The following is a 24,787-nucleotide window of genomic DNA, read 5'->3' on the forward strand; positions in this document are numbered from 1 at the left end:
GTATCAGGCGCCCCGCTTTGCGCTGGCGGATGCCAGGCGGGTTTGCAGCGCGGTGGCCGAACGGGCCAGCGCATCGGCGCGGGCGTTCAACTCGGCCAGGTCCAGGCGCCACTGTTCCAGCGCCGGTCGGCTGGCCAGCATGCCGCTTTCCTCGGACAGGTATTCGGACACGTTCTCGGCCAGGCGCAGGCTGGCCGTGCGCGCGCCGCCGGCGGCCGCGCGCGCCCCGCCCACCAGGCGCAGCGCGGCGATGTCGCCCACCACCCGGGCCAGCGCGTCCTCCGGATCCCAGCGCAACTGCTTGGAGAGGTCCGACACCACCTGCGCCAACGCCGCGTCGCCCGAAATATGGGTCGCCTCGGCGAAATCGGGGCGCTCGCGGTCCGCGCCCAGACGCGGCAGCGGCAGTTTTTCTGGCGCGACCGTCAGCGTCACGTCGGGCACCACGGCCGCATCGGCCTGGGCCGCCAGCCCTTCGCTGTCGATGGTGAGGCCCAGGCTGAAGCCGCCCAGCGCGAAACGCACCGTCTTGCCCGCATGCCGCACCAGGCGCGCGCGCGCCCAGTCCTCGCGCCGCAACAGGGCGTTGAGCGCGCTTACAGCCAGTCGCGAGGGGGTGGGCAGGAACGGAAGAGGCAGCATGGCGGTCTGCAACGGCCCCGATTGCGGGGGTTGCGGAAGTTAATGGGTAAATCGGGAGTGTAACGGGTTAGATGGATGGGTGTTTTGCGCAAGCACATGGAAAAACCGGCCCTGTGAGGGCCGGTTCAAACAGATGCCTTGCGGCATCCGCAACGGAGGTGGGGATCGGCCCCGGCCGGCCAGGCTTAGCTGGCGAGATCCACCGGGATCTGCTGGATGCCTGCGAGCAGCCAGCCGCCATTGGCAGGCTTGAACAGGTTCCAGACTTCCTCGAAGCGGAAGGCCTCGGCGCCCGGCGCTTCGCGCAGCATGCCGGAGAAGCGCACGCTGGCCAGGTGGCCGTCGGACACGGTTTCGATGCCCAGCATTTCAGCGTTCAGCAGGACCACTTCGGTCTTGTTGGGCGCCGCGCCGCGCTCGGCCAGCTGCGGCTTGAGCTCGGTGATCAGGTCGTCGGTCAGGAACTCGCGCAGGCCATCGGTGCTGCCGCTGTCCCAGACGGCCTGGATGCGCACGAACTGCTCCTTGGCCTGCTTCAGGAAGTTGGGCGTGTCGAAGTCACCCGGCACGAACCAGTTGTTGTCGTCGCCCATCTTGGGCATCGCGGCCGGCGCCGCGGCGGCGGCAACCGGAGCCGCTGCTGCGGGAGCCGCCGGCTTCAGCGTTTCGCGCCACATCGGCTGCTGTTGCTGCTGGCCCGGCGCGTTGTTGGCGCCACCGAACGCGCCCTGCGTGGCAGTGCGCGGACCGGCGCCGCGCAGGCGGCGGATGATGAACATGACGGCGAACACGACCGCGGCGATCAGCAGCGCGGAGCCGAGGAACTCGGCGAAAGCGCCCGACAGGCCCATGCTGGAGAGCAGCGCGGCGATACCCAGGCCGGCGGCGATGCCGGCGATGGGGCCGAGCCAGCGCGAAGCGCCGCTCTTGGCGGCGGCGCCCGCGGTTGCTGCGCCGGCCGTGGCCGCGCCGGCGGCTGCCGGAGCAGCGGTGGCGCCCGCCGTGTTGTTGGCGGCGGCCGGCGGCGTGGTCGCCTGGCGCTGCTGGGTCACGTTGGAGGATTGTCGGCCGACGCTGCTGCCGCCACCGGCACGGCGGGCTTCGGCGTCAAACGACGCCGTCACCAGTGCCGCGCCGGAAACGGCGATCAGCGCCGCGGCGACAAACCGCGAAAGACAGAATTTGGACATAGGTTTGCTCCCTCGTACTCGCGCCCCTGCCGCCCCGAGCAGCAGGAAGTCCCACGGACCGCGGGACCTTCGTCGCGACTTTTCTTACATTAATCTGAATGCCGTAAGAATAACGGACAAGACGCCGCCCCACAAGTTCCCGCAGGGCGGCGAAAAATCCGGATGGCCGGCGCGGATCAGCCCAGCTTGACGCCTTCGTGCAGAGCGGCGATGCCGGCGGTCAGGTTGAAGTACTGCACCCGTTCCAGTCCGGCCGTGCGCAGCATGTCCGCCAGGGTTTCCTGGTCGGGGTGCATGCGGATGGATTCGGCCAGGTAGCGGTAGCTGGCTTCGTCCTTGGCCACCTTCTTGCCCAGCCAGGGCAGCACATTGAAGGAATACCAGTCGTAGGCGGGGGCCAGCGGCTTGGCCACGCGCGAGAATTCCAGCACCAGCAGCTTGCCGCCCGGCTTCAGCACCCGGGTCATTTCAGCCAGGGCGCGGTCCTTGTGGGTCATATTGCGCAGGCCGAAAGCCACGCTGACGCGGTCGAAATAGCCGGTGGGGAACGGCAGGCGCTCGGCGTCGCACACGGCGGTGGGCACCAGCAGGCCGGCATCGGTCAGGCGGTCGCGGCCCACGCGCAGCATGGAATCGTTGATGTCCGTGAGCCAGACCTCGCCGGTAGGACCGGCGCGCTTGGCGAACGCTTTGGCCAGGTCGCCCGTGCCGCCGGCGATGTCCAGCACCTTCATGCCGGGGCGGATGGCGGCGCGGCCGATGGTGAACGCCTTCCAGACGCGATGCAGCCCGGCCGACATGAAATCGTTCATGACGTCGTAGCGCTGGGCGACCGAGTGGAAGACTTCGGCGACTTTGCGGGCCTTTTCGCCTTCCGGCACGGTCTGGAAGCCGAAATGGGTCGATTGCGAGGCGGAATCCGCAGAATGTTGCGATTCGGAGGGGTTTTGCATGGTGAATTCCCGATATATCGTTCAATGGTAGCCTATCGGGCTCCCGCGGGCGGCCGGCGGACGCAGACGATGATGCCCGGCGGTCACATACCTGAAATATTGCGGCCATACTATCGCAATGTTCGCGCCGCGCCGGCGCTCAGAAGTGTGCCCAATCCGCCATGTCCAGCACCATCCTCGTCGTCGAAGACGAACCCGCCATCCAGGAACTGATCGCCGTCAACCTGTCCTTCGCCGGACACAAGGTGCTGCGCGCCTTCGACGCCGACCAGGCCCAGACCCTGATCCGCGCCGAGCTTCCCGACCTGATCCTGCTGGACTGGATGCTGCCCGGCACCTCCGGCCTGGCCATGGCGCGCAAGCTGCGCAACGACGAGCGCACCCGCGCCGTCCCGGTCATCATGCTGACCGCCAAGGGTTCCGAACAAGACAAGGTGGACGGCCTGGAAGCCGGCGCCGACGACTACATTACCAAGCCCTTCTCGCCCAAGGAGCTGATGGCGCGCATCAAGGCCGTGCTGCGCCGCCGCGCGCCCCAGCTGACCGACGACGTGATCGACGTGGGCGGCCTGAAGCTGGATCCGGTGACGCATCGCCTGTCGGGCAACAGCCAGTCGCTGCAGATCGGCCCCACCGAATTCCGCCTGCTGCATTTCTTCATGACGCACCCCGAACGCGTGTTCTCGCGCTCGCAGCTGCTGGATCAGGTCTGGGGCGACCACGTCTTCGTCGAAGAACGCACGGTCGACGTGCACATCCGCCGCCTGCGCAAGGCGCTGGAACCCAGCGGCCACGACGCGCACGTGGAAACGGTCCGCGGCAGCGGCTACCGGTTTACTGCCCAGCTCCCGACGCGGTAAAACTCCCGCACGATGATCTGGCTGCGCACTCTTTTCCTGGTCGCCCTGTGGGCGGTTGCCGCATTGCTGGCCCAATGGCTCATAGGAGACCCGGCGGGCTGGATACTTTTCTCCTTCGCGCTGGCCGCCATGCTGCTCTGGCGCAGCTGGCGCCTGCACCTGGTGTCCCACTGGGCCAACCATCCCGATACCTCGCCGCCCGCTTCGGTCGGCCCCTGGGACGATATCCTCGCCCCCTTGTACCGCTACACCCGCGCCCGGGCCCGCGAACTGAACGAAACCCAGAACACCATGCAAGGCATGCTGGCCGCGGCGCAAGCGCTGCCGGACGGCGCGGTGACCCTGAACGAGGATTTCCAGATCGACTGGTGCAACCGCATGGCGCGCCAGCACCTGGGCCTGCGCCTGCCGGCCGACCGCGGCCATAACCTGTTGAACCTGCTGCGCGCGCCGGAATTCGTCGAATACGCGCACCGCCCGTCCTGGCCCGAACCCATCCTGGTGCGCCTGGGCCAGCAAGGCCAGGAACGGCTGATGATGATGCAGTTGACGGCCTACGCCAGCAACCAGCGCCTGCTGATCACGCGCGACGTCACCCAGATCGAACGCCTGGAAACCACGCGCCGCGACTTCGTCGCCAACGTCTCGCACGAGCTGCGCACGCCGCTGACGGTGCTGGCGGGCTTTCTGGAAACGCTGCGCGACATGCCCGCCGACGCCCTGCCCGCCGAACAACGCGAGCAGTACATCGACATGATGCATGAACAGGCCCAGCGCATGCAGGCCATCGTCGAAGACCTGCTGACCCTGTCCACGCTGGAATCCTCGCCGGGCAGCGACCCGCGCGCGGTCAACATGGGCGCGCTGCTGCAGAAGGCGCGCCAGCAGATCGAGGCCCTGTCGGGCGGCCGCCACGTGCTGGAATGGCATATCGACGAATCGCTGGACGTGCTGGGCGCCGAAACCGAGCTGACCTCGGCCCTGTCCAACCTGCTGACCAACGCGGTGCGCTACACGCCCGACGGCGGCACCATCACCGTGCGCTGGGCGCGCGAGGAAGACGGCGGCGCGCGCTATAGCGTGCAGGACACCGGCATCGGCATCCCCGCGCGCCACCTGCCCCGCCTGACCGAGCGCTTTTACCGCGTGGACCGCGGCCGCTCGCGCGCGGTGGGCGGCACCGGCCTGGGGCTGGCAATCACCAAGCACATCGCCATGCGCCATGACGCCGAACTGCTGATCACCAGCGAACCCGGCAAGGGCAGCGTGTTCGCCCTGCGCTTTCCGCCCGACCGCATCGCCATCGACAGCCCGGCCTGAGCCTGCGCAAGGCGGCTGCCGCCATGCGCGGGCCCAGGCGCCGCGCGAATGGTAAATTTCCTGCCATGCGCATCCTGGTCATCGAAGACGAACCCAAACTGGCCGACTACCTCAAGAAGGGATTGTCGGAGCAAAGCCACGTCGTGGACCTGGCGCGCGACGGCGTGGACGGCCTGCATCTGGCGCTGGAAGGCGTCTACGACCTGATCGTGCTGGACGTGATGCTGCCGGGCGTGGACGGCTTCGGCGTGCTGGCCGCTGTGCGCGAACAGAAGGACACCCCCATCCTGATGCTGACCGCGCGCGACGCCGTCGAGGACCGCGTGCGCGGACTGGAAGGCGGCGCCGACGACTACCTGGTCAAGCCTTTCGCCTTTTCTGAACTGCTGGCGCGGGTGCAAGCGCTGCTGCGCCGCGGACGTTCGCAAGAACCCACCCTGCTGCGCCTGGCCGACCTGGAACTGGATCTGGCCCGCCGCCGCGCCCAGCGCGGCGGCCGCCGCCTGGACCTGACCGCCAAGGAATTCAATCTGCTGGCCCTGCTGCTGCGCCGCCAGGGCCAGGTACTGTCGCGCACCACCCTGGCCGAACAGGTCTGGGACATGAATTTCGACAGCGACACCAACGTCATCGACGTGGCGGTGCGGCGGCTGCGCAGCAAGCTGGACGACCCCTACGACACCAAGTTGCTGCATACCGTGCGCGGCATGGGCTACGTGCTGGAATCGCGCCCCGCGGATAGCCGCCCCGCATGAAGCCGCTGCGCATGCGTTCCATGCAGGCGCGGCTGACGCTGCTGCTGGGCGCCATCGCCTTGCTGGTGTCCAGCCTGGCGGGGGCCACGCTGTTCTGGGCCCTCAAGCGCGAAGTGGAACGCCAGGAGATCACCGAAGTCAGCGGCAAGCTGGAATTGATCGATCACCTGATCGACATGCAGAACAACGCCCGCGGCCTGAAGGACCTGGCCGCCACCTTCGACGACATGCGCGCGGGCGAAGGCCAGCTGGGCATCTGGATCGTCGATGCGCACGGCCATTCCGTGTACGGCGGCCCCGCTCCCGAAACGCTGGCGACGGGCGACGGCAGGCAGGTCGTGCTGCAGACCGCCGACGGCGGCCGCATGCGCGGCCTGCGGGTCGCCATGAATGACCGCATCCTGCCCGGCGCGCAACTGACCGTGGCGGTCAGCACGCGCACCAGCTCGCAGTTCCTGTACGCCTACGGCACCGCGCTGGTGCTGATCTGCGCGCTGTGGGTGGGCGCGACCGTGGTGTTGGCGGCCTGGGCGGTCAGGCGCAGCATGGCGCCGGCGCGCAGGCTGTCCGAACAGGCCGCCAGCATCCAGCCCGACAACCTGGCGCGGCGCCTGCCGCTGGAGGACACGGACCGCGAACTGCATGACCTGGTCCGCTCCTTCAACCGCACACTGGAGCGCCTGCAGGCCGCGTACCAGCAAATGGAAGGCTTCAACGCCGACGTGGCGCACGAGCTGCGCACGCCGCTGGCCACGCTGATCAACGGCACGCAGGTCATGCTGTCGTCGCCGCGCGACGCGGCCGAACTGCGCGACGCGCTGGAATCCAATCTCGAAGAACTGGAAGACCTGAAGACCCTGGTCAACGACATGCTGTTCCTGGCGCGCGCCGACCGCGGCGAACGGGCCGCGGATCTGGCGCCGGTGTCGCTGGCCGCCGAAGCGCGGCGCGTGGCTGAATACTACGAAGCCACGCTGGAAGAAAGCGGCGTGCATCTGCGCTGCCTGGGCGACGCCACCGTGGCCGCCAACGCCGGATTGGTGCGGCGCGCGCTGGCCAACCTGATTTCCAACGCCATCAAGGCCACGCCTCGGGGCGGTGAAATCGTGCTGACCTGCTCGGTTTCACCCACCGGCGCGCGGGTGGAAGTACGCAACCCCGGCCCCCCCATCCCGTCGGCCGACCTGCCCCGCATCTTCGACCGATTCTTCCGCTCCAGCCAGGCGCGCGCGCCGCGCAGCGAGGGCCATGGCCTGGGCCTGGCCATCGTGCGCGCCATCGCGCGCATGCATGGCGGCGAGGTCGATGCGGCTTCGGGCGCGCACGGCACCGTGGTCGGCATCACACTGCGCGCGCCGGACGGCCACACGTCTCCGGCCAACATTACAGAATCGTAATGTGCGGGACAGAATGGGGTCACTCCCGTTCTTCTACAGTACGCTTGCAACCACATCGTCCCGCAACGGAGCATCATGAACCTTACCCGCCTCACGCGCCGCCTGGCCCTTGCCGCAGCCCTGTGCGCGCCCGTATTCGCCACCGCCCAGACGCCCGTCAAGGTCGAGGTCTGGAAGACCCCGACCTGCGGCTGCTGTGAAGACTGGGTCAAGCACATGCGCGACAACGGCTTCGCCGTCACCACCCATGACGTCCAGGACACCGGCCCCATCCGCCGCAACGCCGGCATGGCCAACTATGGCTCGTGCCACACCGCCGCCGTCGAAGGCTATGCGATCGAAGGCCACGTGCCGGCCAGCGACGTGCGCCGCCTGCTGCTCGAAAAGCCGGACGCCGCCGGCCTGGCCGCGCCCGGCATGCCGCTGGGCTCCCCCGGCATGGACGGCCCCGAATACGGCGGCCGCAAGACGCCGCACGACGTGGTGCTGGTCGACAAGCAGGGCGGCGCCAAGGTCTTCCAGGCCTATCGTTAACGCGAATCTTCAGGTTCTGTTCGGGCATCGCTCTTTGTGGCGATGCCCGAATCATTTGCGCGCCTGAAACAATTCATCCATGCCGCCTCAATGGCTACTCCTTGCACTGCAGCAAAAATGGGCCACAATCAATAAAACGGATTCCTCACCCACCCCTCAGGCTGTCATGGCACAAATCGTCCTGTTCGAGAACATCCACCCGAGCGCCCGCGCTGTTTTTGAAGCCGCCGGCTACTCCGACATCGTCACGCATGCCGCCGCCTTGCCGGCGTCGCAACTGAGCGACGCCCTGCGCGGCGCTCAGGTGGCGGGGATCCGTTCTCGCACGCACCTGGATGCCGCCCTGCTGTCCGGCAACCCCGACCTGCGCGTCGTGGGCTGCTTCTGCATCGGCACCAACCAGGTCGACCTGGACGCCGCCATGCAACGCGGCATTCCGGTGTTCAACGCGCCGTTCTCGAACACCCGCTCGGTGGCCGAACTGGTGCTGGGCGAAGCCATCCTGCTGCTGCGCCGCATTCCCGAAAAGAACGCCCGCGTGCACCTGGGCCACTGGGACAAGAGCGCCGCCGGCGCGTTCGAGACCCGCGGCAAGACGCTGGGCATCGTGGGCTACGGCAACATCGGCTCGCAGATCAGCACGCTGGCCGAAGGCCTGGGCATGCGCGTCGTCTATCACGACGTCGAAGCCAAGCTGCCGCTGGGCAACGCCCGGCCCGCCGCCACGCTCAACGAGCTGCTGGAGCAGGCCGACGTGGTGACCCTGCACGTGCCGGGCGGCAAGACCACCGAAAAGATCATGAACGCGGACACCATCGGCCGCATGCGCCGTGGGGCCATCCTGATCAACGCCTCGCGCGGCACCGTGGTGGATATCGACGCGCTGCACGCGGCCCTGAAATCCGGCCATCTGGCCGGCGCCGCGCTGGACGTGTTCCCGACCGAACCCAAGGGCGCGGACGAACCGCTGGCCAGCCCGCTGATCGGCCTGCCCAACGTGATCCTGACGCCGCACATCGGCGGCAGCACGCAGGAATCGCAAGAGAACATCGGCCGCGAAGTGGCCGAGAAACTGGTGCGCTTCCTGCAGGCCGGCACCACCAAGGGCGCGGTCAACTTCCCCGAACTGCCCTATCTGGAACCCGCCGGCGGCACCCGCATCCTGCACGTGCACCGCAACGCCCCGGGCGCGCTGGGCACGCTGGACAACCTGATGGCGCAACACGGTTTGAACATCGTCAGCCAAACCCTGCAGACCCGCGGCCAGATCGGTTACGTGATCACCGACGTGGAAGGCGAAGTCAACGACGTCGTGATGTCCACGCTGCGCAGCCACCCCATCACGGTCCGCTGCGACCGGCTGTAAACCACCGCCGCCATGGCGGGCGGCGCGTCATGCGCCGCCCGCCAAACGGCTCAAGGCTCCGCCGCGGCGGCCGCCAGGCATTCCGCCATCTTCTCCTGCACGCTGCCGGCATCGAACGGCAGCCGGCCTATCAGGCCGATCTCGCGGTGGAACGCCGCCTCCCCCAGCGGCAACAGCCGCAAGCCCGTCATGTCCAGCCGCCGCAGCTGCGGCAACAGCGCCACGCCCAGCCCCAACCGCACCATGTTGGCGATGGCGTCGATCTCGTCCAGCTCGACAGCCTCGCGCACCGGGATGCGCTGCTTCTTCAGGAACAGGTCCACCACGCGCCCGCCGAATGACGCACGGTCGTAGCGGATGAAGGGCTGGCTTGCCAGCAGTTCGCGCCAGGGCGCGACCGGCATGGACGCGGGCATGGCCAGCATCACCGGTTCGCGCAGCAACGGCTGCCAGCCGAGTTCTGGCGGCAAAGCGAAGGGCGGCTTGATCAGTATCGCCATGTCCACCTCGCCCGCATCCACCTGTCCCAAGAGCGACAGCGAGACACCGGGCACGATGCGCACCCGCACGTCCGGATAGACCGCGCGGAATCCGCCCAGCGCGCGCGCCAGCAGGTCCTGCTGCACGGACGCGATGGCGCCGATGCGCAACAGGCCGCTGACATGGCCCGCCCCGCCGGCGGTAATCATGCGCTCGGCCATGGCGACCAGCTCTTCCGCCTGCGGCAGCACTTCGCGGCCATGCGCGTTCAGCACCGCGGCGCGCGCGCTGCGGTCGAATAACGGTCCGCCCAGGTAGTCCTCCAGGCGCTTGATCTGGGCGCTGACCGCGGACTGGGTCAGGCCCAACCGGGTGCCGGCGCCGGTAAAGGTGCCGTCCCGCGCCACGGCGATGAAGGCCTTGAACTCTTTGATCACGATCAATTATTTCGATGCTAACTAGCAAAAAATATCGTTTTTCAATCAAAAAAACAATACCTAAACTACCCATCGATGCTAGGCCGTCCCAACTTGCGATGGCCCGCAATCTGATTGATCATTTTTTCTTTGCCTGACCCGGAGCCTTCCATGACCGCTCAAACCAACCTGCCGCCGTTCCACCTCGCCTTCCCGGTCCGCGACCTGGCCGAAGCCCGCGCCTTCTATGGCGAAAAACTGGGCTGTCCGGAGGGCCGCAGCTCGCCCGAATGGATCGACTTCAACTTCTACGGCCACCAGATCGTCGCCCACCTGGCGCCCAGCGAATGCGGCCACAAGGCCACCAGCGCCGTCGATTCCCACAATGTGCCGGTGCGCCATTTCGGCGCCGTGCTTTCCATGGAACAATGGGAAGCGATGGCGAAGCGTCTGACCGACGCCGGCACCGAATTCGTCATCGAGCCCTACATCCGCTTCAAGGGTGAAGTCGGCGAACAAGCCACCATGTTCTTCCTGGATCCGTCGGGCAACGCGCTGGAATTCAAGGCGTTCAAGAACCTGGATTCGCTGTTCGCCAAGTAATCCGTCTCTACAGGTTTCGTGTCGTTGAACGCAAATTCAGAACCTCCTTCTCCGGCCGAAACCTCCTGGCGCATCCTGCCGCAGGGTGACCGCTGCCTGATCGTTTCCTTTGGCGACCAGATCGACGCCGACGTTGGCAGGACCTGTCTGGCCGCGGCCGGCAAGCTGCGCGACGCGCGGCTTCCCGGCGTGACCGACGTGGTGCCCTCCTTCGTCGCGGTGGCGGTGCATTACCGCCCCGGCGCCAGCGGCGGCCCCACTTATCCGCAACTGGCTGAGCGCATCGGACAGCTGTTGTCCGAAGGCATCGCCGCGGACATCCTGGGCGGACGCGAGATCGACATCCCGGTCTGCTACGGCGGCGAACACGGCCCCGACCTGGCCGAAGTGGCCGAGGCCGCCGGCCTCACGCCCGAAGGCGTCATCGCACTGCACAGCCAGCCCCGCAGCATGGTCTTCATGCTGGGCTTCGCGCCCGGCCACGCCTATCTGGGCGTACACGACGAAAAGCTGAATATCCCGCGCCGCGCCTCGCCGCGCACCGCGGTGCCGTCCGGCGCCGTGGCGGTGGCCAACCGGCAGACCGTGATCTACCCGAACCGCCTGCCCGGCGGCTGGAACATCATCGGCGCCACGCCGCTCACCATGTTCGACCCGGCCCGCGAACCCGCCGCCCTGCTGCAGCCCGGCGACTCGGTCCGCTTCGTGCCCATCAGCCCCGAGGAATTCGACCGCATCCGGGGAGCCCGGCCATGAGCGTGACCGTGATCAAACCCGGCATGCTGTCCAGCTTCCAGGACCGCGGCCGCGAGGGCTACCAGCACCAGGGCATCCCGGCCGCCGGCGCCATGGACGAGCGCGCGCACCGGCTGGCCAATGCCCTGGCTGGCAACCAGGACGAACACGCCACGCTGGAAATGACCCTGACGGGTCCGACCCTGCGCTTTGACGCGGCCGCCTGTTTCGCGCTGGCCGGCGCCGACCTCGGCGCCACGCTCAACGGCCAGGACATCCCGGTCCACCGCCCGCTGGTGGCGCGGGCCGGCGACACGCTGGCCTTCGGCGCCCGGTCGGCCGTGGGCGTGCGCGGCTATCTCGCGGTGCACGGCGGCTTCGCGCTGCCCCGCGTCATGGGCAGCGAAAGCACCTACCTGCGCAGCGGCTTCGGCGGCTTCCAGGGGCGCGCGCTGGCCAAGGGCGACCAGGTGCCGCTGCATGCGCCGCTGGCCGCCGGCCGCGACCTGGATGCCTTGCAGGAAGCGCTGTGGAACCAGCGCGTCTACCTGCCCGCAGCGCTGGGCGCCAAGCGCCGCGAGTTCATCCGCTTCCTGCCGGGCCTGCACTGGGAGGAATTCTCCCAGGCCACCCGCCAGGCCTTCGGCGGCGGCGCCGAATTCCGCATCAGCCCGCAGTCCGATCGCATGGGCTACCGCCTGCTGGGCCCCGCACTGACCATGAGCCAGCCGCGCCAGATGCTGTCGGAAGCCGCCTGTTTCGGCACCGTGCAGGTGCCTTCGGGCGGCGAGGCCATCATCCTCATGGCCGACCGCCAGACCACTGGCGGGTACCCCAAGATCGCGCAGATCGCCACGGTGGACCTGCCCGTCCTGGCGCAGTGCGCGCCGGGACAGACGCTGCGCTTCCAGCAGATCGAACTAGAAGAGGCGCAGCGCCTGGACGGCGAGCGCGAGCGCGCCTTCACGCAATTGCAGGACGCGCTGGCGCCGTTGCGCGCGCTCCTGGCCTAGAAAGGAATTTGCCATGACCACCCGCATCGACATGAACTGCGACATGGGCGAAAGCTATGGTGCCTGGACCATGGGCAACGACGCAGCGGTGCTGCAGTTCGTCAGCTCCGCCAACATCGCCTGCGGCTTCCATGGCGGCGACCCGGCCACCATGCGCAAGACCGTGGCGGCCGCGCTGGCGCGCGGCGTGGCGCTGGGCGCGCACCCCAGCCTGCAGGATCTGGCCGGGTTCGGACGCCGCATCATCCAGATCACCCCCGATGAAGCCTACGACATCGTGGTCTACCAGATCGGCGCCTTGGCCGGCGTGGCCGCCTCGCAAGGCGCGCGGCTGCACCACGTCAAGGCGCACGGCGCGCTCTACAACATGGCCGCCAAGGACGAAGGGCTGGCTCGCGCCATCTGCCAGGCCGTCAAGGACGTGGATGCCTCGCTGATCCTGTACGGACTGGCCGGCAGCAAGCTGATCGACGCGGCCCGGGCCATCGGCCTGGCCGCCGCCAACGAAGTCTTTGCCGACCGCTCCTACCAGGACGACGGTTCGCTTACCCCGCGCAGCCGCGCCGGCGCGATGATCGAAGACCTGGATCAAGCGGTGGCGCAGGTGGTGCGCATGGTGCGCGAAGGCAAGGTGCGTTCGGTCGACGGCAAGGACGTGGCGGTGCAGGCCGATACGCTGTGCATCCATGGCGACCAGCCGAACGCGCTGATCTTCGCCGACGGCATCCGCAAGGCGCTGGAACAGGCCGGCATAGAAGTCCGCACCCCGCCGAGGGGATAGGCGCGGCCGGCTCAGGCGCGGCCGGCTCAGGCGCGGCCGGCTCAGGCGCGAGCGTAGCGCGGCTGCGGTTCTTCCGCGTCCTGCAGCGCGGCCTGGCGATATGCCTGCGCCACGCTGGGCAGCACGTCCGCCAGATAACTGCGCGTCAGATTGGCGGCACGCTCGACGTCGCGGCCGGCCAATGCTTCGATGACGCCGTTGGTGCAGGTCTGGATGCCGGTGAACGGCAGCGCCTGCCTGGCCAACAGGTAGCGCAGCGGTTCGATCTGTTCGTAAAGCTTGCTGAGCATGCCGGCAAGCGGGGTATTGCCCGTGCTGCGGGCCGCAGCCAGATAGAACGCGCAGGCCGAGGCAATGGCGGCGCGCCCATCGCCCGAGGCCAATGCCGCCCCGACGGCGGCGTCATGGAAACGCAGTTCGGCCAACAGCGGCGCCAGATCGGCCGCATCCGCCGCCTGGCGGATGCAATAGGCCTCGAGTTCGGCGCGCAGTTGGTACAGATGGCGGATCTGGGCCTCGGTGTACAGGGTGACCCTGAAGCCCTTGCGCTGGATATGGGTGACCAGGCCGCTCAACTCCAGCAGGCGCAGCGCTTCGCGGATCGGGCTGCGGCTGGTGCCGAAACGCTGCTCCAGCTCCTGTTCGCGCAGCGGCTGGCCCGGACGGATGGTGCCGTCCACGATCAATTCACGAATCTGTTCCTGCAGGAAATACGGAATCGTGGCGGGCGCTTTGACGTCCAATCGGCTCCCCTTGTACTGCGCAATGCATGGTATGAGACCTAGTGAAGATACTAGAAATTTCTTGAAACATAAATAAGAAAATTGTTGCAGAGCGCCATGCCGCCCTGCCTTCAGTCCCAATCGTCCCGGTACACGAACTTCGGCATCTGCCAATTGAAGCGCAGAGCCAGCAGGCGCACCGCCAGGCCCGCCGCCAGCGCGATCGGCACCGCGGCATTGGCGGACAAGCCCAGGGCTTGCGAACCCAGATACAGTCCGCCGGTCACGAAGGACACGCTGGCATAGAGTTCCTTGCGGAACAGCAGCGGCACCTCGTTGCACAGCACGTCGCGCAGCACCCCGCCGGCGCAGCCGGTGATCATGCCGCTGATCAGCACCACCGTGATCGGCAGCTGCATCAGCTGCGCCACCTGGCAGCCGATGACCGTGAAGGCCACCAGGCCCAGCGCGTCCGCCAGCAGGAACAGGCTGCGCAGGCGCCGCATGACGGGCGCGATCAGGGCCGTAAAGATCGCCGCGCCCGCCGTCATCCACAGGTATTCGGGATGGACAACCCAGGTCAGCGGGTAATGCCCCAGCAGCACATCGCGCAGCGAACCGCCGCCCAGCGCCGTCACGCAGGCGATGATGCAGACGCCCATCCAGTCCATGTCGCGCCTGCCGGCCGAGAGCGCCGCGGTCATCGCTTCCGCCACGATGGCGACGAGATACAGCGTGTGCAGCAAGACGGGAGACAGATCCGGGAACATGGGCAGACAGGGAGTGGAACTGGCCCCATTGTATTAAGCCGGCGGCGCGGCGGGCGGCCATTGCCTGCGCGCCCGCCATCCCTTACGCTCGACTTTGCGTTGATATCTATCAAGTCCCCCTCCGCGCAGCCGCGGGACAATGGGGATAAGGCCCGCGAGGGCGGAACGGCTGGAGCGCACGCACGCGGGAGTCGGCAGTCCAGCCACAACCGGGAGAGAACGTATGACACAGCAAACTGGCCCCATCCTATTGGCGACCGACCTGAGCGCGCGCGGCGACCGCGCCCTGGACCGCGCGCTGCAGCTGGCCAAGGAACTCAACACCAAGCTCATCGTCCTGCATGTCATGGAATCCCATGCCACGCCGGCCCGCCTCACCACGCCCGTGTGGCGGCGCCTGTCGACGGACCACAAGGCGCTGGCCGAGCGCGAGCTGGCCGAGGACCTGGCTGCCGCCGACGTGCCGACCGAAGTGGTGGTGGTCAGCGGCGATCCGCTGGTCCGCATCATGGAAACCGCCGACAGCTACGGCTGCTCGCTGATCGTCACCGGCACCGCGCGCGATGAAACCCTGGGCCGCCTACTGCTGGGCACCACGGTTGAAAAGCTGGCCCGCCAGGCGCGCCAGCCCGTGCTGGTGGTCAAGACCCGTCCGCGCCGGCCCTACCGCGACGTGCTGGTCGCCACCGACTTCTCCGCCGGCTCGCGCCAGGCGCTGCGCGCCGCGCTGCAACTGGTGCCGAACGCGGACCTGACCTTGTTCCACTCCTACGACGTCCCCTTCCAGGGCAAGAACACGCCGGATGACGCCATCACGCGCAGCTTCTACAAGGGGGCCGAGCAAAGCGCCCGGGACTTCATCGCCGAAACGCCCGAACTCGCCCAGGTTGCCGCCCCCAAGGTGGTGCTGGAATGCGGCCAGCCGGAAACCGTGCTGTCGGAATACTCGTTCAACCACCGGTCCGACCTGGTCGTGACCGGCACCCATGGCCGCACCGGCATTCTGCGCACCGCCATCGGCAGCGTGGCCGAACGGCTGCTGGAATCCCTGCCCAGCGACGTGCTGATCGTCAGGTTGCTCGGCGACGAATAAGTTCGTCCGGCCATGAAAAAACGGCGCCTCGGCGCCGTTTTTTCATGGCCCCGGCGCCAGGCGCCGGCTTCCGAGCCTAGGCCTGCTCGCCCTGCTTCTCCATGGTTTCTATCGTGCCGCGCAGCAAGTGCAGCAGCACCAGCCCCGGCAGCGCGATCACAACCGTCAGCAGGAAGAAGCCTGGCCAGCCCATCGCCTCGACCAAAGGAGGCGTGAGCGGGCCCGCCAGATACGTGCGGCCCACCGCCGACAGCGCCGACAGCAGCGCAAACTGGGTCGCCGAAAACTGCTGGCGGCACAGCGCCATCAACAGGCCGACAAAGGACGCCGTGCCCAGGCCGCCGCACAGGTTCTCGATGCCCACGCCCGCGGCCATCAGCCAGAGGCTCTTGGGGCTGACGGCGATCAGCCAGTAAGCCAGGTTCGATACCGCCTGCAGCAGCCCGAACGCCATCAGCGACCGGTACAGGCCCCAGCGCGACATGAGCGATCCGCCCGCCAGCGCGCCGATGATGGTGGCGGCCAGTCCCAGCACCTTGTTCACCGTGCCCACTTCCGTCGGCGTGAAGCCCGCGCCGCGGATCAGGAAGGTGGTGGACAAGGCCCCCGCGAACGCGTCGCCCAGCTTGTACAGCACGATCAGCAGCAGCACCGCCAGCGCCCCGCGCCGCGTGAAGAACTCGCGCAAAGGCTCGCCCACGGCCTCGCGCAGCGTGCGCGGCGGGCGGGCGACGTGCTCGGGCTCGGGGGCCCAGATGGTCGCCAACGCACACAGCAGCATCAGCCCGCCCATCAGCACATAGGTATTGCCCCAGCCTATCCACTGGTCCGCCAGGATCAGCGCCAGCCCGCCCGACACGATCATCGCCAGGCGGTAGCCCATGACCTTGATGGCCGCGCCCGCGCCGCGCTCATCCTTGCGCAGCACGTCCGTGCAATAGGCGTCGAAAGCGATGTCCTGCGTGGCCGACAGAAACGCCACCAGCACGGCCAGCAGGGCCAGCGTCTGCAGGGCGGAAGAAGGCGACAAGGCGCCCATCGCCATGATGGCCACGGCCAGCAGCAACTGCGTCAGCAGCATCCAGCCGCGCCGGCGCCCCAACAAGGGCGGCGCATAGCGGTCCACCAAGGGAGCCCACAGGAACTTGAGGGTATAGGCGCTGCCCACCAGGGTCAGGAACCCGATCTGCTGCAGCGGCACGTTTTCCACCGTGGCCCAGGCTTGCAAGGTGCCGCTGGTCAGCGCCAAAGGCAATCCGCTGGCAAATCCAAGGACCAGCAAGGGGGCCACGCGGGGGCTGGTGTAGACGTTGGATGCAGCGGTAATAACGGTCTCCTGATACGCGCCAGCGCGCCGGCCAGGCGCCGCAGACTTGCGGCATTCTAGGCCTTGGCGACCCTGCGTACAAATAGGAAACGTACCAAAACGTCAGGGCGACGCGAAGCGGTACACCGCCAGGGTGCTGCGCCAGCTGGGCAGCAGCTTGACCTCGCGACCTTCGTTGAAGGTGGCGCGTTCAAGGATGGAGAGGCGCAGTTCGCCGGCCAGCTGCTCGAAGTCGCGCAGCGTGCACAGGTGGATGTTCGGCGTGTTGTACCACTGGTAGGGCATCTGCCCCGTCACCGGCATGCGGCCGCGCAGGATGGCCCAACCGTGCGGCCAGTAACCGAAGTTGGGAAACGACACCACGCCGTAGCGCGCCACCCGCGCCATTTCGCGCAGGATGTGCTCGGTCCGGTGCATGGATTGCAGCGTTTGCGACAGCACCACGGTGTCGAACTGCTTGTCGTCGAACAGCGCCAGCCCGTCTTCCAGGTTCTGCTGGATCACTTCCACGCCGCGGCGCACGCAGGCGATGACGCAGTTGTCGTCCAGTTCCACGCCCGCGCCGCGCACCTGCCGGTGGTTGCGCAGATGCGCCAGTAGCGCGCCGTCGCCGCAGCCCAGGTCCAGGACGCGGCTGCCGGGCTCGATCCAGCTGGCGATGCGCGCCAGGTCGGGCCGCAGGACGCTGTGCGCGGGTCGGGGAGTCACGGGAGTCATGCGGAACGTCCTTCGGTCTGGGCGGCAACGCCGAGCCCGAGCTCGCGCGCGATGCGTTCGTAATAGCCGCGAACCACGGCATGGTAGCGGGCGTCTTCCAGCAGGAAGGCGTCGTGGCCATGCGGCGCGTCGATCTCGGCGTAGGTCACGGGGCTGGCGTTCTTCAGCAGCGCGCGCACGATTTCGCGCGACCGCTCCGGCGGGAAACGCCAATCGGTCGAGAACGATACCAGCAGGAAATCGGCCTTGGCCGGGGCCAGCGCGCGCGCCAGGTCGCCGCCGGTGGTGCGCGCGGGATCGAAATAGTCCAGCGCGCGCGTGATCAGCAGATAGGTGTTGGCGTCGAAATAGCGGGTGAATTTCTCGCCCTGGTAGCGCAGGTACGACTCCACCTCGAACTCGACGTCGTAGCCATAGTGGTAGGCGCCGTTCTCGGCCGGTGCGCGCTGGGCGCGGCCGAATTTCTCGGCCATGTCGTCGTCGGACAGGTAGGTGATGTGGCCAAGCATGCGCGCCACCGACAAGCCGCGGCGCGGCACGGTATCCTGCGCGTAATAGTCGCCGCCGTGGAAATCCGGATCGGTGATGATGGCGCGGCGCGCCACCTCGTTAAAGCCGATGTTCTGCGCCGACAGGCGCGGCGTGCTGGCGATCACCACGCAATTGGCCACGCGGTCCGGCAGCGTGATGGCCCAGCTCAGCGCCTGCATGCCGCCCAGCGATCCGCCCATCACGGCGGCGAAACGTTCGATGCCGAAGTGGTCCGCGACCCTGGCCTGCGCCCTTACCCAGTCCTCCACGGTCAGCACCGGAAAAGCGGCGCCCCAGGGCTTGCCGGTTTCCGGATTGATGCTGGCCGGGCCGGTCGAGCCGAAGCAGGAGCCCAGGTTGTTGACGCCGATGACGAAGAAGACGTTGGTGTCCACCGCTTTGCCGGGGCCCACCATGTTGTCCCACCAGCCCACGTCGCTGGGATTGTCGGCCGCCTGCCCCGCCACGTGGTGCGAAGCGTTCAGCGCGTGGCAGATCAGGACTGCGTTGCTGCGCTGGGCGTTGAGCGTGCCGTAGGTCTCGACCGCCAGTTCGTAGGCAGCCAGCGACTGGCCGCTCTGCAAGGACAGGGGCTCATCGAAACGGATGAAGGTGGGGGCAACGAGACCGACCGAACCGGGATCAGCGGAAGCGGAAGTCGTGACGGTTGCGGGTACGAACCCGCTGGCCGAATCACCGGCCAAATTTTGGGCAGGAGTGGTCATACGGACCTCTTTAGCTGGATTTATTGGAAGGCGCCCGCAAGCGGATCAGGCAAATCGGCGCCGAAAAATTTTGTACTGCGGCAGGAATTCTAGCACTGCTGAAGCGCGCCGCAACGGCGGACGGCCTATCCGGCCCGCCTGGCGCGCGCGGCGGCCCCTCAGGCGCCGGCCTCCCAGGGTTCCTGGCCCAGGTACTCGTAGCGTTCGGTGTTGACGCGCGAGATGCGCCATTCCACCGCTTGCCGCTTGTAGGAAAACGCCACGCGGCGGATCTCCAGCAAGGGGCTGCCTTCGGCCACGCCCAGCGCCCGCGCCTGCATGCGTTCGGCCACGCAGGTGCGCAGCCGCTCGTCGGTGGCGATCACGTTGACGCCGAAGACGTCCTGGTACAGCGCATACAGCGTGCTGGCGCGGTCGCGCAGGTGCGCTTCGGTCATGCCCGGAAAGCACGATTCCGGCAGGCAGATCTCATCCATCATCACCACGTCGCCGTTGAGCGACAACAGGTTGAGGAACTCGAACACCATGGCGCCGGCGGGCAGGTTCAGCTTCTCGCGCGCGATGGCCGAGGCCCGCACGCGGCGAAAACGCAGCAGCTCGGTCGCTGGATAGGACTTGTCGCCGTCCTGCCGCACGATACGGAAGAACTTGAAGAAATGGTGGTTGCGCGTGTGCACCGCCACAAAGGTGCCGCGGCCCTGATGCCGCACCAGGATATTCTCCGCGGCCAGTTCGTCGATGGCCTTGCGCAAGGTGCCGATGGATACGCCGAAGCGTTCCGCCAGCAGCTTCTCGGGCGGGATCGCCTCGCCCTGCTTCCATTCCCCCTGCGCCAGCGCGGCCAGCACGGCCTGCTTGACCTGCGCGTACAAGGGACTGCCCAAAGGCACGGTCGAGGACAGGCTGGTGTTCATGGGTGCATCGCAAAAATCAGGAGTCCACAGTGTAGCGGCGGGGACGGAACCTGCTCAAGTCATACAATTCATATATATGATTTAGTTGACATGCATGAAACACGGTCCTAAGATTTCCTGGCCGTAGCGATCCGCGCCCTGCCGCCGCACCTGCCGGGCGCCCCCAAGCCCAAGAGAGGAAGACAAATGATTCACGCCGTATTGCACGATGCCAAGGACACGGTGGCGGTCGCCGTCGTGGAAGGAGTCACCGCCGGAACCGAACTGAACGCCTGGATCATGGATGAAGACAAGATCATCCACGTGCGCGCATCGCAGGACATACCCATCGGCCACAAGGTGGCGATGAAGGACATGGCCGTGGGCGACACCGTCTTCAAGTACGGCGTCGACATCGGCCGCGTGGTGGAGCCCATCAAGGCCGGCCAGCACGCCCATGTGCACAACATCAAGACCAAGCGCTGGTAAGCCCTCCACCCCGCACAGGAATCCGCCATGTCCATCATCACCGCCTCGACCACCTTCCAGGGCTACCGCCGCGACAACGGCCGCGTCGGCGTCCGCAACCACGTCATCGTCCTGCCCGTGGACGATATTTCGAATGCCGCAGCCGAAGCCGTGGCCAACAACATCAAGGGCACGATGGCCCTGCCTCACCCTTATGGCCGACTGCAATTCGGCGAGGACCTTGAGCTGCACTTCCGCACCCTGATCGGCACCGGCTGCAATCCCAACGTTGCCGCGGTGGTGGTGATCGGCATCGAAGAAGGCTGGACCAAGCGCGTGGTGGACGGCATCGCCGCCACCGGCAAGCCGGTCATGGGCTTCAGCATCGAACTGCACGGCGACCACGACACCATCATGCGCGCCTCGCGCTGCGCCAAGGAATTCGTGCACTACGCCACGGCGCTGACGCGCAGCGAGTGCCCCATCGCCGACCTGTGGGTGTCGACCAAATGCGGCGAATCCGACACCACCTCGGGCTGTGGCGCCAACCCCACCGTGGGCAACGCCTTCGACAAGCTGTATGCGCTGGGCTCCACGCTGGTCTTCGGCGAGACCTCGGAGCTGACCGGCGGCGAACACATCGTGGCCGAGCGCTGCGCCAACGATGCGGTGCGCGAACGCTTCATGTTCATGTTCAACCGCTACCAGGCCATGATCGACCGCTGGAAGACCAGCGACCTGTCTGAATCCCAGCCCACCAAGGGCAACATCGCGGGCGGGCTGACCACCATCGAGGAAAAGGCGCTGGGCAACATCCAGAAGATCGGCAAGCAATGCCGCGTGGACGGCGTGATCGACAAGGCCGAGATCCCCGACGGCCCAGGTCTGTGGTTCATGGACTCGTCCTCCGCCGCAGCCGAAATGGTGACCTTGTGCGCGGCCTCGGGTTATGCGGTGCACTTCTTCCCCACCGGCCAGGGCAACGTCATCGGCAACCCGATACTGCCGGTCATCAAGATCTGCGCCAATCCGCGCACGGTGCGCACCATGTCCGAACACATCGACGTGGACACCAGCGGCCTGCTGCAGCGTGACATCGACCTGAACCAGGCCGGCGACAAGCTGCTGGAATGCATGCTGGCCACCGCCAACGGCCGCTGGACCGCGGCCGAAGCGCTGGGCCACCGCGAATTCGTCCTGACCCGCATCTTCGAAAGCGCCTGACCGCGCCTGTCGTCCCCGGCAACGGCGTGTCCGCAAGCAGGATTGCGGACACGCCGTCCTGCCGCCAGCATTTCCCCGCAGCATCGTCTCAGAACCACACAAGCAGACCCGGGCGACATCCGCCGCGGCAGCACAGGCGGTTGCATTCCTACCCGGGCATCCCCCAAGGAGGAAGACAGATGAACAGCGAACACGATCACCATCCCGACGCCGCGCAACGCCGGCGCCTGCTTGCCGCCCTGGGCGCCGCCGGCCTCTGTGCCGTGGCGCCGTGGCAGCGCGCGTTGGCGCAGAAAGCCTGGCCCGAACGGCCCATCAACTATGTGGTGCCGTTCCCGCCCGGCGGCCTGACCGACGTGGCCGCGCGCCAGGTCGGCAAAGCCCTGAGCGACGCCGAGCGCTGGAACGTGGTGGTGGAAAACAAGCCCGGCGGCAGCGCCAACATCGGCGCGGCGCACGTTTCCCACGCCGCCCCGGACGGCTACACCTGGCTGGCGATCACGCTGTCGCATGCGGCCAACGCCACGCTCTTCGCCGGCAAGGCGGGCTACGACCTGACGCGCGACCTCACGCCGCTGGCGGGCCTGGCGTCTTCGCCCATCATGGTGGTGGTCAACGCCAAGAGCGACATCAAGAGCATGGCCGACCTGGCCAAGGCCGCCCGCTCGAAGTCGCTTTCTGCCGGGTCCAGCGGCAACGGCACGCCGCCGCACCTGACCCTGGCGCTGTACCAGAAGCTGACCGGCGTGCCGATGATGCACATCCCCTACAAGGGCGGCGCGCCCTCCCTCACCGACCTGATAGGCGGCCACCTGGACGTGGTGTTCTCCAACTACCCGGAATCGCTCTCGCACGTGAAGAACGGCTCCTTGCGGGCGCTGGCCATCACCACCCGCGAACGCAGCGCGGACCTGCCCGACGTGCCCACCGTGAAGGAGGCCGGCCTGCCCGACCTGATCGTCGAAAACTTCACCGGCGTGCTGGCGCCTGCGGGCACGCCGCCCGAGCTGGTGCAGCGCATCGGCGACGCCATCGTGCGCCAGGTTTCGCAGCCCGCCATGAAGCAGGCGCTGCTGCAGCTGGGCTTCGTGCCGCAGCCGCGCGGCCCCGCGGAGTTCGGCGCCTACCTGAAGTCCGAGGTGGAGCGCTGGGCCAAGATCATCCGCGACGCCAACATCCAGATCGCCTGACCACCGTGGAGTCCCCACCGATGCATATCCTCATTTCCGAGTTCATGGACGCGCCCGCGGTCGACGCGCTGCGCCAGCGCTTCAAGGTGCGGTACGAGCCTGAACTGGTGGAGCAGCGCGAGGCCCTGCTGGCCGCGGCGGCCGAGGCCGACGCGCTCATCGTGCGCAACCGCAGCCAGGTGAACGCCGCCCTGCTGCAGGCGGCCCCGCGGCTGCGGGCCGTCGGCCGCCTGGGCGTGGGGCTGGACAACATCGACCTGGACGCCTGCGCCGCGCGCAACATCGCGGTGATACCGGCCACCGGCGCCAATGCGCGCGCCGTCGCCGAGTACGTCGTGGGCGCCATGCTGATGCTGCTGCGCGGCGCCTATGCGTCGACGGCCGAGGTCGCGGCGGGCGCATGGCCGCGCAACGCGCTTTCGCAGGGGCTGGAAGCGCACGGCCGCATGCTGGGCATCGTGGGCTTCGGCGGCATCGGCCGGCTGACCGCAAGCCTGGCGCAGGCGCTGGGCATGCGCGTGGCGGGCTGCGACGCAGCGCTGCCGCCGGACCATCCCGCCTGGCGGGAAACCGGCGTCGCCCCCATGACGCTGGACGAGCTGCTGGCCCAGGCCGATGCCGTCACGCTGCACCTGCCGCTCACGCCCGGCACGCGGCGGCTGATGGATGCCGGCCGCATCGCGCACATGCGACCGGGCGCCGTGCTGATCAACACCTCGCGCGGCGGCATCGTGGACGAAGCCGCGCTGGCGGATGCGCTGCGCACGGGCCATCTGCGCGGCGCGGCGCTCGACGTATTCGAAGCTGAACCCCTGCCCGCCGGCAGCCCGCTGGCGGGCGCGCCCAACCTGATCCTGACGCCGCATATCGCCGGCCTGACGCAAGAAGCCAACACCCGCGTTTCCGACATGGTGGCCGCCGGGGTGACAATGGCGCTTACGGGCGGCGACCGATGAAGCCACACGGCCCGGCGCAAGCCCATGAAGAGAAGGATATGGCTCACATCTATCTGGACGAATTGCAACATCTGGCAGCGGCAGGCCTGGCCGCCGCGGGCGCCAACCCGGCCATGGCCGACACCACGGCGCGCGCGCTGGTCTTCGCCGAAAGCCAGGGGCTCAGCTCCCATGGCCTGTCGCGCGTGCCTTTCTATGCCGGGCACCTGCGCGCCGGCCGCGCCATCGGTACGGCGGTGCCGCGCATCGTGCATGAGCGCGGCGGCGCCGCGCTGATTGATGCCGGCTCCGGGCTGGCCTTTCCCGCCTGCGCCATGGCGATCGAACAGGCCGGCCTGCGCGCCCGCGAGCATGGCGTGGCCTTCATCGGCGTGGCCAACAGCCACCACTTCGGCGAAGCCGGCTACCACCTCGAAGCCCTGGCCGACCTCGGGCTGGTGGGGCTGGCGCTGAGCAACTCGCCCGCCGCCATGCCCGCCTGGGGCGGCAAGCGCCCGCTCTTCGGCACCAACCCCATCGCCGCCGTCTTTCCACGGCGCGGCGGCGCCCGGCTGGTGATCGACCTGTCGCTGTCGCAGGTCGCGCGCGGCAAGCTCATGATCGCGGCCCGCGACAACCAGCCCATCCCCCTGGGCTGGGCGCTGGACGCCGACGGCCAGCCCACCACCGACCCCAAGGCCGGCCTGGCGGGCAGCATGCTGCCCGCGGGCGGCGTCAAGGGCGCAATGCTGGCGCTGATCGTCGAACTGCTGGCTTGCGCGCTGACCGGCTCGCACTTCGGCTTCGAGACCGAATCGTTCTTCGTCGACGAAGGCGGCCCGGCGCGGCTGGGCCAGGCCTTCATGGCGATCGACCCAGGCGCCCTGGCGGGCAACAACGCCTATCTGGACCGCGTCGAAGTCCTGGTTGATGCCATGCTGGAAGACGAAGGCGTACGCCTGCCGGGCGACCGCCGCCGCAAACTGCGCGACGAAGCGCTCAAGCACGGCGTGGAGATTCCCGATGCGTTGATGGCGCAGTTGCGCGCGATGTCGGGCGCGGCGTAACTCAAGCTCAGCGGGCGCCGGGTACGAAGCACGCAAGCGTCTGGACTTGCGGCCATCGCAATTGTCGCGACAGCGTCGCG

Annotated in this window: 26 protein-coding genes and 1 riboswitch; of the genes, 16 read left to right on the plus strand and 10 right to left on the minus strand. The window is 67.9% G+C overall.

Going from position 1 to position 24,787, the window contains the following annotated elements:
* Nucleotides 1-3 precede the first annotated feature (3 nt).
* The 3 genes from ACZ5YA_RS19965 to ubiE all read right to left on the minus strand — a co-directional run bounded on the left by ACZ5YA_RS19965 (nucleotide 4) and on the right by ubiE (nucleotide 2,785).
* The gene (locus ACZ5YA_RS19965) at nucleotides 4-642 is read right to left on the minus strand and encodes a ubiquinone biosynthesis accessory factor UbiJ (protein ID WP_059377483.1); all 639 of its coding nucleotides are present in this window, start codon (nucleotides 640-642) and stop codon (nucleotides 4-6) included.
* A gap of 185 nt (nucleotides 643-827) precedes the next feature.
* A complete protein-coding gene (locus ACZ5YA_RS19970; RefSeq protein ID WP_464091136.1) occupies nucleotides 828-1,832 on the minus strand; it encodes a Tim44 domain-containing protein in 1,005 nt (334 codons plus the stop codon).
* Nucleotides 1,833-2,008: 176 nt separating this feature from the next.
* Nucleotides 2,009-2,785 carry a bifunctional demethylmenaquinone methyltransferase/2-methoxy-6-polyprenyl-1,4-benzoquinol methylase UbiE gene (gene ubiE, locus ACZ5YA_RS19975; protein ID WP_059377478.1) on the minus strand — a complete coding sequence of 259 codons (777 nt, stop codon included), beginning with the start codon at nucleotides 2,783-2,785 and terminating at the stop codon, nucleotides 2,009-2,011.
* A 161-nt stretch (nucleotides 2,786-2,946) separates the two neighbouring features.
* On the opposite strand from ubiE, the gene phoB reads away from it, so the two are divergent.
* The 6 genes from phoB (at nucleotide 2,947) to serA (ending at nucleotide 9,017) form a co-directional block, all read left to right on the plus strand.
* Nucleotides 2,947-3,645, plus strand: a complete 699-nt coding sequence (gene phoB, locus ACZ5YA_RS19980; protein ID WP_006227196.1) for a phosphate regulon transcriptional regulator PhoB — start codon at nucleotides 2,947-2,949, stop codon at nucleotides 3,643-3,645.
* A gap of 12 nt (nucleotides 3,646-3,657) precedes the next feature.
* Nucleotides 3,658-4,965 carry a phosphate regulon sensor histidine kinase PhoR gene (phoR, locus tag ACZ5YA_RS19985; protein ID WP_118933466.1) on the plus strand — a complete coding sequence of 436 codons (1,308 nt, stop codon included), beginning with the start codon at nucleotides 3,658-3,660 and terminating at the stop codon, nucleotides 4,963-4,965.
* Nucleotides 4,966-5,030: 65 nt separating this feature from the next.
* Nucleotides 5,031-5,720 (plus strand): heavy metal response regulator transcription factor, encoded by a 690-nt coding sequence (locus ACZ5YA_RS19990; RefSeq protein ID WP_054454998.1) that lies wholly within the window; start codon nucleotides 5,031-5,033, stop codon nucleotides 5,718-5,720.
* The gene (locus tag ACZ5YA_RS19995; RefSeq protein ID WP_118933465.1) at nucleotides 5,717-7,117 is read left to right on the plus strand and encodes a heavy metal sensor histidine kinase; all 1,401 of its coding nucleotides are present in this window, start codon (nucleotides 5,717-5,719) and stop codon (nucleotides 7,115-7,117) included. Before ACZ5YA_RS19990 ends, ACZ5YA_RS19995 begins: the two co-directional genes overlap by 4 nt.
* A 75-nt stretch (nucleotides 7,118-7,192) precedes the next feature.
* Nucleotides 7,193-7,651, plus strand: coding sequence for a DUF411 domain-containing protein (locus ACZ5YA_RS20000; RefSeq protein ID WP_059377471.1), 459 nt, complete (start codon nucleotides 7,193-7,195; stop codon nucleotides 7,649-7,651).
* A 166-nt stretch (nucleotides 7,652-7,817) separates the two neighbouring features.
* Nucleotides 7,818-9,017, plus strand: a complete 1,200-nt coding sequence (serA, locus tag ACZ5YA_RS20005) for a phosphoglycerate dehydrogenase (protein ID WP_118933464.1) — start codon at nucleotides 7,818-7,820, stop codon at nucleotides 9,015-9,017.
* 50 nt (nucleotides 9,018-9,067) lie between these two features.
* On the opposite strand, the gene ACZ5YA_RS20010 is transcribed toward serA, so the two are convergent.
* Nucleotides 9,068-9,934 (minus strand): LysR family transcriptional regulator, encoded by an 867-nt coding sequence (locus ACZ5YA_RS20010; RefSeq protein ID WP_464092864.1) that lies wholly within the window; start codon nucleotides 9,932-9,934, stop codon nucleotides 9,068-9,070.
* Between the two features lie 150 nt (nucleotides 9,935-10,084).
* Here ACZ5YA_RS20010 and ACZ5YA_RS20015 point away from each other — a divergent pair, with 150 nt between their 5' ends.
* Genes ACZ5YA_RS20015 through ACZ5YA_RS20030 form a run of 4 tightly spaced genes read left to right on the plus strand, consistent with a single transcriptional unit; the run spans nucleotide 10,085 to nucleotide 13,045 of the window.
* Nucleotides 10,085-10,516: a VOC family protein gene (locus tag ACZ5YA_RS20015; protein WP_006386852.1), complete on the plus strand. Its 432-nt coding sequence runs from the start codon at nucleotides 10,085-10,087 to the stop codon at nucleotides 10,514-10,516.
* A gap of 24 nt (nucleotides 10,517-10,540) precedes the next feature.
* Nucleotides 10,541-11,272, plus strand: coding sequence for a 5-oxoprolinase subunit PxpB (gene pxpB / locus ACZ5YA_RS20020; RefSeq protein WP_280015238.1), 732 nt, complete (start codon nucleotides 10,541-10,543; stop codon nucleotides 11,270-11,272).
* Complete coding sequence (locus ACZ5YA_RS20025) at nucleotides 11,269-12,264, plus strand: 5-oxoprolinase subunit C family protein (RefSeq protein WP_464091137.1); 996 nt, start codon at nucleotides 11,269-11,271, stop codon at nucleotides 12,262-12,264. The genes pxpB and ACZ5YA_RS20025 overlap by 4 nt, the downstream gene beginning before the upstream one ends.
* 13 nt (nucleotides 12,265-12,277) lie before the next feature.
* A complete protein-coding gene (locus ACZ5YA_RS20030) occupies nucleotides 12,278-13,045 on the plus strand; it encodes a LamB/YcsF family protein (protein ID WP_464091138.1) in 768 nt (255 codons plus the stop codon).
* Between the two features lie 41 nt (nucleotides 13,046-13,086).
* Here ACZ5YA_RS20030 and ACZ5YA_RS20035 read toward each other — a convergent pair whose 3' ends face one another.
* Entirely contained in the window at nucleotides 13,087-13,788 is a 702-nt protein-coding gene (locus tag ACZ5YA_RS20035) for a GntR family transcriptional regulator (RefSeq protein ID WP_059377461.1), read from the minus strand.
* Between the two features lie 110 nt (nucleotides 13,789-13,898).
* Nucleotides 13,899-14,537 carry a trimeric intracellular cation channel family protein gene (locus tag ACZ5YA_RS20040; RefSeq protein ID WP_059377459.1) on the minus strand — a complete coding sequence of 213 codons (639 nt, stop codon included), beginning with the start codon at nucleotides 14,535-14,537 and terminating at the stop codon, nucleotides 13,899-13,901.
* A gap of 223 nt (nucleotides 14,538-14,760) precedes the next feature.
* Here ACZ5YA_RS20040 and ACZ5YA_RS20045 point away from each other — a divergent pair, with 223 nt between their 5' ends.
* Nucleotides 14,761-15,630 (plus strand): universal stress protein, encoded by an 870-nt coding sequence (locus ACZ5YA_RS20045; RefSeq protein ID WP_059377457.1) that lies wholly within the window; start codon nucleotides 14,761-14,763, stop codon nucleotides 15,628-15,630.
* Between the two features lie 76 nt (nucleotides 15,631-15,706).
* Here the strand turns inward: ACZ5YA_RS20045 and ACZ5YA_RS20050 are convergent, their stop codons facing one another.
* From ACZ5YA_RS20050 to ACZ5YA_RS20065, 4 genes are all read right to left on the minus strand, one after another.
* Nucleotides 15,707-16,957: a muropeptide transporter gene (locus ACZ5YA_RS20050; protein WP_059377456.1), complete on the minus strand. Its 1,251-nt coding sequence runs from the start codon at nucleotides 16,955-16,957 to the stop codon at nucleotides 15,707-15,709.
* Nucleotides 16,958-17,059: 102 nt separating this feature from the next.
* On the minus strand, nucleotides 17,060-17,674 hold the full coding sequence (metW, locus tag ACZ5YA_RS20055; RefSeq protein ID WP_464091139.1) for a methionine biosynthesis protein MetW: 615 nt from the start codon (nucleotides 17,672-17,674) through the stop codon (nucleotides 17,060-17,062).
* The gene (gene metX / locus ACZ5YA_RS20060) at nucleotides 17,671-18,930 is read right to left on the minus strand and encodes a homoserine O-succinyltransferase MetX (protein ID WP_181953334.1); all 1,260 of its coding nucleotides are present in this window, start codon (nucleotides 18,928-18,930) and stop codon (nucleotides 17,671-17,673) included. The genes metW and metX overlap by 4 nt, the downstream gene beginning before the upstream one ends.
* Nucleotides 18,920-19,001: riboswitch (SAM riboswitch) on the minus strand. (Overlaps the previous gene by 11 nt.)
* Before the next feature lie 87 nt (nucleotides 19,002-19,088).
* Nucleotides 19,089-19,844, minus strand: coding sequence for a GntR family transcriptional regulator (locus ACZ5YA_RS20065; protein WP_059377452.1), 756 nt, complete (start codon nucleotides 19,842-19,844; stop codon nucleotides 19,089-19,091).
* Nucleotides 19,845-20,030: 186 nt separating this feature from the next.
* On the opposite strand from ACZ5YA_RS20065, the gene ACZ5YA_RS20070 reads away from it, so the two are divergent.
* The 5 genes from ACZ5YA_RS20070 to ACZ5YA_RS20090 all read left to right on the plus strand — a co-directional run bounded on the left by ACZ5YA_RS20070 (nucleotide 20,031) and on the right by ACZ5YA_RS20090 (nucleotide 24,707).
* Nucleotides 20,031-20,312 carry a UxaA family hydrolase gene (locus ACZ5YA_RS20070; RefSeq protein WP_042795507.1) on the plus strand — a complete coding sequence of 94 codons (282 nt, stop codon included), beginning with the start codon at nucleotides 20,031-20,033 and terminating at the stop codon, nucleotides 20,310-20,312.
* Nucleotides 20,313-20,339: 27 nt separating this feature from the next.
* Nucleotides 20,340-21,515 carry a UxaA family hydrolase gene (locus ACZ5YA_RS20075; protein WP_059377451.1) on the plus strand — a complete coding sequence of 392 codons (1,176 nt, stop codon included), beginning with the start codon at nucleotides 20,340-20,342 and terminating at the stop codon, nucleotides 21,513-21,515.
* A 179-nt stretch (nucleotides 21,516-21,694) separates the two neighbouring features.
* The gene (locus ACZ5YA_RS20080; RefSeq protein ID WP_059377449.1) at nucleotides 21,695-22,705 is read left to right on the plus strand and encodes a Bug family tripartite tricarboxylate transporter substrate binding protein; all 1,011 of its coding nucleotides are present in this window, start codon (nucleotides 21,695-21,697) and stop codon (nucleotides 22,703-22,705) included.
* A gap of 20 nt (nucleotides 22,706-22,725) precedes the next feature.
* Nucleotides 22,726-23,661 (plus strand): hydroxyacid dehydrogenase, encoded by a 936-nt coding sequence (locus ACZ5YA_RS20085; protein ID WP_251878737.1) that lies wholly within the window; start codon nucleotides 22,726-22,728, stop codon nucleotides 23,659-23,661.
* Between the two features lie 38 nt (nucleotides 23,662-23,699).
* Nucleotides 23,700-24,707 carry an Ldh family oxidoreductase gene (locus tag ACZ5YA_RS20090; protein ID WP_059377446.1) on the plus strand — a complete coding sequence of 336 codons (1,008 nt, stop codon included), beginning with the start codon at nucleotides 23,700-23,702 and terminating at the stop codon, nucleotides 24,705-24,707.
* Nucleotides 24,708-24,787 lie beyond the last annotated feature (80 nt).

The organism is Achromobacter sp. JCM 18799 (assembly GCF_055395645.1).

Coding starts and splice junctions, on each gene's coding strand:
- ACZ5YA_RS19965 (WP_059377483.1), bottom strand. CDS start 642: ATGCTGCCTCTTCCGTTCCTGCCCACCCCCTCGCGACTGGCTGTAAGC.
- ACZ5YA_RS19970 (WP_464091136.1), bottom strand. CDS start 1,832: ATGTCCAAATTCTGTCTTTCGCGGTTTGTCGCCGCGGCGCTGATCGCC.
- ubiE (WP_059377478.1), bottom strand. CDS start 2,785: ATGCAAAACCCCTCCGAATCGCAACATTCTGCGGATTCCGCCTCGCAA.
- phoB (WP_006227196.1), top strand. CDS start 2,947: ATGTCCAGCACCATCCTCGTCGTCGAAGACGAACCCGCCATCCAGGAA.
- phoR (WP_118933466.1), top strand. CDS start 3,658: ATGATCTGGCTGCGCACTCTTTTCCTGGTCGCCCTGTGGGCGGTTGCC.
- ACZ5YA_RS19990 (WP_054454998.1), top strand. CDS start 5,031: ATGCGCATCCTGGTCATCGAAGACGAACCCAAACTGGCCGACTACCTC.
- ACZ5YA_RS19995 (WP_118933465.1), top strand. CDS start 5,717: ATGAAGCCGCTGCGCATGCGTTCCATGCAGGCGCGGCTGACGCTGCTG.
- ACZ5YA_RS20000 (WP_059377471.1), top strand. CDS start 7,193: ATGAACCTTACCCGCCTCACGCGCCGCCTGGCCCTTGCCGCAGCCCTG.
- serA (WP_118933464.1), top strand. CDS start 7,818: ATGGCACAAATCGTCCTGTTCGAGAACATCCACCCGAGCGCCCGCGCT.
- ACZ5YA_RS20015 (WP_006386852.1), top strand. CDS start 10,085: ATGACCGCTCAAACCAACCTGCCGCCGTTCCACCTCGCCTTCCCGGTC.
- ACZ5YA_RS20025 (WP_464091137.1), top strand. CDS start 11,269: ATGAGCGTGACCGTGATCAAACCCGGCATGCTGTCCAGCTTCCAGGAC.
- ACZ5YA_RS20030 (WP_464091138.1), top strand. CDS start 12,278: ATGACCACCCGCATCGACATGAACTGCGACATGGGCGAAAGCTATGGT.
- ACZ5YA_RS20040 (WP_059377459.1), bottom strand. CDS start 14,537: ATGTTCCCGGATCTGTCTCCCGTCTTGCTGCACACGCTGTATCTCGTC.
- ACZ5YA_RS20045 (WP_059377457.1), top strand. CDS start 14,761: ATGACACAGCAAACTGGCCCCATCCTATTGGCGACCGACCTGAGCGCG.
- metW (WP_464091139.1), bottom strand. CDS start 17,674: ATGACTCCCGTGACTCCCCGACCCGCGCACAGCGTCCTGCGGCCCGAC.
- metX (WP_181953334.1), bottom strand. CDS start 18,930: ATGACCACTCCTGCCCAAAATTTGGCCGGTGATTCGGCCAGCGGGTTC.
- ACZ5YA_RS20065 (WP_059377452.1), bottom strand. CDS start 19,844: ATGAACACCAGCCTGTCCTCGACCGTGCCTTTGGGCAGTCCCTTGTAC.
- ACZ5YA_RS20070 (WP_042795507.1), top strand. CDS start 20,031: ATGATTCACGCCGTATTGCACGATGCCAAGGACACGGTGGCGGTCGCC.
- ACZ5YA_RS20075 (WP_059377451.1), top strand. CDS start 20,340: ATGTCCATCATCACCGCCTCGACCACCTTCCAGGGCTACCGCCGCGAC.
- ACZ5YA_RS20080 (WP_059377449.1), top strand. CDS start 21,695: ATGAACAGCGAACACGATCACCATCCCGACGCCGCGCAACGCCGGCGC.
- ACZ5YA_RS20085 (WP_251878737.1), top strand. CDS start 22,726: ATGCATATCCTCATTTCCGAGTTCATGGACGCGCCCGCGGTCGACGCG.
- ACZ5YA_RS20090 (WP_059377446.1), top strand. CDS start 23,700: ATGGCTCACATCTATCTGGACGAATTGCAACATCTGGCAGCGGCAGGC.